This window comes from Streptomyces sp. NPDC046977 (assembly GCF_040644455.1).
Taxonomy (GTDB): domain Bacteria; phylum Actinomycetota; class Actinomycetes; order Streptomycetales; family Streptomycetaceae; genus Actinacidiphila.
Genome location: NZ_JBEYWO010000045.1, coordinates 43,097 through 49,096 on the forward strand (window position 1 = coordinate 43,097; position 6,000 = coordinate 49,096).

The following is a 6,000-nucleotide window of genomic DNA, read 5'->3' on the forward strand; positions in this document are numbered from 1 at the left end:
TGGGTGCTCCCCTCCGGGGCCACGGTCGGGCGATAGGTCGTCCGGGAGCGCCGTTTCACGAGCTCTCCCGAAAGGCACGACCGTGCACTTCACTTCCGAACAGCGCCTCGACGACGGCGTCGTCGAGCGCGAATTCACCCTCGGCGACATCCCCGGCACCTTGTGGACGCCGGGCTCCGCACCGGCTCCGCTGGTCCTGATGTCCCACAACAACGGCCTGCCCAAGGCCGATCCCCGGCTGGTGGCCCGCGCCCGCTACACCGCGGCGCGCGGCTACGCGGTCGCCACCATCGACGCCGCCGGATGCGGTGACCGTCCCCGTTCCGCCGCCGACGAGCAGGCCCGCGCCGACCTGCGGCGGGCAATGCAGGCCGGCGAGCCGGTCGACGAGATCTTCGAGTTCTTCATCGGCCCGCTCGTCGAGAACGCGGTCCCGGAATGGCGGACCACGCTGGACGCCCTCCTCGAACTGCCCGGGATCACCGGCCCCGTCGGGTACTCCGGGGGATGGGCCGCCCTCGGCATCCGGCTCGCGGTGGCCGAGCCGCGCATCGTGGCCGCCGGCTTCTTCGCCGGCGGGTACGTACCCCGTGCGCAGCGCGAGGAGGCCCGGCAGGTCACCGTCCCGCTGCTGTTCCTGCTGCAGTGGGACGACCAGGGCAACCCCCGGCAACGGGCCCTGGACCTGTTCGACGCCTTCGGCAGCAAGGAGAAGACGCTGCACGCCAATCTCGGCGGGCACACCGGGACCCCGTGGTTCGAACTCGAGGACGGCTGCCGGTTCCTGGACCGGCATCTGAAGGGAGCCGGGTCGTCCGCCGGGCTGTAGCCGGTAGTTCATAGCCACGGCCGCCCGGAATGCCGTCATCGGGGAAAGGCTCCGGCCCTTCCCCGATGACGGTGACCGGCGGTTGCCGCGTGCGGTCGCGGTTTTTCCCGGAATTCATACGGGGCCTTGACGCGGCCTTGATTTCGCCGCCCGTTATGGGTGGCGCGGCGGTGCTAACGTTCACATCCGTTTGAGAACAAGTCGAGTCGGAGAATTGCGGCGGTGCTGCGCCGCGGCATGCTCGATGCGCACGGTGGACAGTGAGCCCAATGAGAACTGATCGTCATGTGAATGCGTCCTGCGTGCACGAGGCATTCGAGCAGCAAGCGCGGAGAACTCCGGACCGTACCGCCGTGGTGGTGGGCGACATCCGGCTCGGATACGCCGAAACGGATCGCCTGGCGAATGGAATTGCCCGGCGACTGCACGCCGCCGGGGTGCGCCGCGGCGACCGTGTCGGTCTGTGTATCCAGCGGGACCAGTGGCTGATCCCCGCTCTCCTGGGCGTGCTGAAGGCCGGTGCCGCGTATGTGCCGCTGGATCCGGCGTACCCCGAGGAGCGCATCAGGTTCATCGCCGAGGACGCCTCGCTCTCGACGGTGCTGACCTCCCGCGGCACGGAGCACATCGTGCCGTCGTCCGCCGTGTCCGTCCCCGTCGAGGACACGAAGCCGGCGGACACGCTGGGTGTGCGGCCCGATCCGCACGGCGCGGCGTACGTCATCTACACCTCGGGCTCCACCGGTACGCCGAAGGGCGTGGTCGTGGAGCACCGCAACCTGTACAACCTGATCCGCTGGTTCACGGAATTCCTCTCCGCGGACGAACTGGGCGGCATGCTGGCCGCGACGTCGGTGTGCTTCGACCCGTCGACCGTGGAGATCTGCGCCCCGCTGGCGGCCGGGGGCACCGTCATCCTGGCGGAGAACCTGTTCGCCGTGCCGACGCTCCCGGCCCGGTCCGAGGTGACCGTGCTCATCGCCGCTGCGTCCGCCCTGTCGGCGCTGCTGCGCGACACTCTGCCGCCGAACGTACGGACCGTCATCACCGGCGGCGAATTGGTCACCCGGGCCTTGTGCGACCGGGTCTACGCCCACCCCCAGGTCCGGCGGGTGGTCAACGGCTACGGCCCCACCGAGTGCACGGTGTGCTGCACCATGACCGAGGTGGACCGGCACGGCACCGGCAACCCCTCGATCGGGAGCCCCATCGCCGGCGCGGAACTGTCCGTGCGGTCCCCGGACGGCGAGGTCCTGCCGGACGGCGAGACCGGGGAGTTGTGGATCGCCGGGCCGGTCGTCGCCCGCGGCTACCTCGACCGCCCCGAACTGACCGCCGAGCGCTTCGGTGCCTTCGGCTACCGCACCGGCGACCTGGTGCGACGCCAGGGGGACACCTACCACTTCGTCGGACGCGCCGACGAGCAGGTGAAGGTCGGCGGTGTCCGCCTGGAACCCGGTGAGGTGGAGGCCGTGCTCGCCGACCACCCCGGCGTCCGGCACGCCGTGGTCCTGGCCGCCGACGACCGGCTCGTCGGATACGCCGAGTCGGACACGGCCGGCGAGGCGGAACTGCGCGCCTGGCTGACCGCGCGGCTGCCCCGGCACGCCGTGCCGTGGCGCATCGCGGTGCTGCCCCGGCTCCCTGTCCACCCCACCGGCAAGGTCGACCGCGGGGCACTGCCCGTCATCACCGCCGGACGGCGGCCGGACGCCCCGTACACGGCTCCCCGCAACGACACCGAGCGGCTCGTCGCGGACGTGGTCGCCGAGGTCCTGGGCATCGACCAGGTCGGTGCCGAGGACCGCTTCGCCGACCTCGGTGGCCACTCGCTGGCGGCCGCCCGCGTCGTCAGTGAGCTCGGACGGCGGCGCGGGACGCCGGTGCCGCTCGCGACCTTCCTGAACCATCCCACCCCGGCATCCCTGGCGCTCGCCATGGACACCACGGACGCCATGGCCGCCGAACCGCCACTGCGCCGTACGCCCGGCCTGAGCCGCTACCCGCTCACGGCCATGCAGCGGGAGTTCTGGCTGCTGCGTCAACTGGCCCCGGACGCGCCCGTCACCACCCTGACGATGCGCATCGGCGTGGTGGGCCCGGTGAGCGGACGGGTCGTGCGCGAGGCGCTGGACGCCGTGGTGCGCCGCCACGAAGTGCTGCGCAGCACCGTCCGGTTCGACACCGAGCCGTACCTCGTGGTGGGTCCCGCGGTGCCCGTCCCGGTCGTCGAGGCCGATCTGCGCGCCCTGACCGCCGACGAGCGGCAGGGGCGTCTCGACGCGCTGCACCGGGACACGGCGGGGTACGCCTTCGACCTCGGGGGCGAAACCCCGCTGCTGCGGGCCGCGTTCGCGCGCACCGCCGACGACGCCGGCGAACTCGTTGTCGCCGTGGACCACATGGCCTTCGACGGCGCCTCTGTCGCCGTCCTCCTGCGTGAACTCGCCGCGGAGCTGGCCGGGGACCCGGTGGACGACCTCCCCTTGCAGGTGAGCGACCTCGCCCTCCACGAGCGGGAACTCGATGGCGACCGTCCGCGCCACGACAGGCTGGACGCGTACTGGCGGACCGCGCTGGAAGGCGCCGTCATCCCCGACGACCTGCCGGGGGCCGATGCGGCACCCGGCTGGGCGACGGACCGTGTGACCGTCACCCTGGAGCAGTCCCTGCCGGCCCGCCTGGCCCGCTTCGCCGCCGAGACCGGGACGACCCCGTTCGCCTGCTACCTCGCAGCCCTGGCACTCGTCACCGGCGGGCTGGCCGGACACGACGACGTGGTGATCGGCGCGGCCGCCGCCCGCCGCCACCGGACCGGGACCGAACGCCTGCTGGGCCCCCTGGTCGACACCCTGCCGCTGCGGCTGCGCATCGACGGCGCACAGACCTTCCGGGACCTGGTCCGGCACTGCGCCACGACCACCGTCGACGCCCTCGCCCACCAGGAACTGCCCGCCCGCGAGCTGATCGACCGTCTGCCCGCCCACCGGAGCGCCGGCGCGTCGCGCACCCCGGTCGTCATCACCATGCTGCCGCTCGACGAGCCGGCGACGGTGTCCCGCGGTGCCTTCCGTCTCGACCTGCGCTCGGACCGGGGGAGCGGAGCCGCGGCCAACGAGTTGTCGGTCTTCGTCACGCGGACGGCCACCGCGGCCGAGCTCCAGATCGAGTACGCCACCGGGCGATTCACGCAGACCGACGCCGAGGCCTTCGCCGAGCGCATGCTCAGGACCCTGCGGAGCGGGCTGGCACAGCCCGGTCTGCCGCTCGCCGGACTCGAACTGGTCAGCCCCCCGGAGCGCGACTCCCTGCTGGCTGCCGCCGCCGGACCCGCGCTGCCGGTGTCGATGCCGGCGACCGTACTGGACGCCGTCCTGGACGCCGCCCGCAGCCGGCCCGGGTCGGTCGCCGTGACCGGCCCCGGCGGATCCCTCACCTACGCCGAACTGGCCGTCCTGTCCGCCCGTGCCGCCTCGGGACTGCTCGCCGCCGGGACGGGCGCCGGGGACGTCGTGGGCGTGAGCGTGCCCCGCGACCATCTGCTGCCCGCCGTCCTGCTTGCGGTGTGGCGGGCCGGTGCGGCCTATCTGCCGCTCGACCCGGACCAGCCGGCCGAACGGCTGGCCGCGCTCGCCGCGGACGGCGGCGTCAAGGCCGTGATCGTGCGCGGGCCGGCGGCACCCGGCCTGCCCGGCGCGCTCGACGGCGACGCGCTGTTCGCGTGCGACGCCGTGCGCGCGCTGCCCGGGGCGTGCCCCGACGAGCTCGCCTACGTCCTGTACACCTCGGGGTCGAGCGGCCGCCCGAAGGGCGTCGAGGTCACCCACGCCAACCTGGCCGCCTGCGTCGAGGGATTCCGTGTGACGCCCGGGGTCGGACCGGAGGACGCGATGGCGGCCGTCGCGCCGCTGTCCTTCGACATCTCGGCCCAGGAGATCTGGACGCCGCTGGCGGCCGGGGGCCGCTGCGTCGTCGTCGAACGGGCCTGCGCCAACGACGGGTACGCGCTGGCCGAGCGGATCACGAGCAGTGGCGTCACCCTCGTGGACCTCACCCCCACGACGATGCGCATGCTGCTCGCCGCGGACTGGCCGGGAGGCCCGGGGATGCGAGCGGTCACCGGCGGCGAGGCGCTGGACGCGACGCTCGCCCGTGAACTGCGGTCCCGAGTCGGTGAGCTGTGGAACGCCTACGGACCCACCGAGGCGACCGTCACCACCACCGTGCACCAGGTGACCGGGTCGACCGGCGGGACCGTCCCGATCGGCCGTCCCGTGGCGGGCGCCCGCTGCTACGTGGTGGATCCGCTGGGCCGCCTGGTGCCGCCGGGGGTGACCGGCGAGCTGTGGGTGGCCGGTCGCGGCGTGGCCCGCGGCTACCGGAATCTGCCGTCGACGGCGTTCACGGACGATCCCTTCGTGCCCGGTGAACGGTGCTACCGCACCGGCGACATGGTCCGCCGGTCGAGTGACGGGACGCTGGAGTACCGGGGCCGCCGCGACAGCCAGGTGAAGGTGCGCGGATACCGGATCGAACTGGGAGAGGTGGAGGCCGTGCTGCGCGCCGACGCCGAGATTGCCGACGCGGCGGTGACGGTGTCGGGCGAGGGCGGCTCCGCCCATGTGGTCGGCCACCTCGTCCCCGCCGGCATCGACACCGCGGCCGTCGAGGCCCGGCTTCGCCGCCTGCTGCCCGACCACATGGTGCCCCGCCGATGGCTGACGTCGGCGGCGCTGCCGACCCTGCCGAGCGGCAAGGTCGACCGCGCCGCGCTTCCGCAGCCCCCGGAGAGTTCGGGGCGCGCCCGGGTGCCGCTGCGCGGGGAGGCCGAGCACTTCGTCGCCGACGTCTGGACGTCGGTGCTGGACGTTCCCCGCGTCTGGTCGGACGACCACTTCTTCGCGCTCGGCGGCCACTCCCTCGCCGCCACCCGCGTCGTCGGCCGGCTGCGGGAGGCCTTGCGGGTCCCGGTGGCGGTGCAGTCGCTCTTCGACCACCCCGTCCTCTCCGATTTTGCGACCGCCGTCGAGGCGCTGCTGATCGAGGACGTGACCGGTGAGGACCGGGGCGCGAAGGCCTGAGCGCCCGCGTCGACCGCGCGGCCCGGACAGCCGAACGGCCCGTCCCGGGGGGGGGGCCCCCGTGGGGGGGGCCCCCCACCCGGCCGGGGC

General features: G+C 73.7%; 2 protein-coding genes. Both read left to right on the forward strand.

From position 1 onward, the window contains the following. Positions 1 to 82: 82 nt before the first annotated feature. The gene (locus ABZ883_RS39310; protein WP_360915745.1) at positions 83 to 829 is read left to right on the forward strand and encodes an alpha/beta hydrolase; all 747 of its coding nucleotides are present in this window, start codon (positions 83 to 85) and stop codon (positions 827 to 829) included. A gap of 269 nt (positions 830 to 1,098) precedes the next feature. Beyond that, complete coding sequence (locus tag ABZ883_RS39315) at positions 1,099 to 5,910, forward strand: amino acid adenylation domain-containing protein (RefSeq protein WP_360915748.1); 4,812 nt, start codon at positions 1,099 to 1,101, stop codon at positions 5,908 to 5,910. Positions 5,911 to 6,000 lie beyond the last annotated feature (90 nt).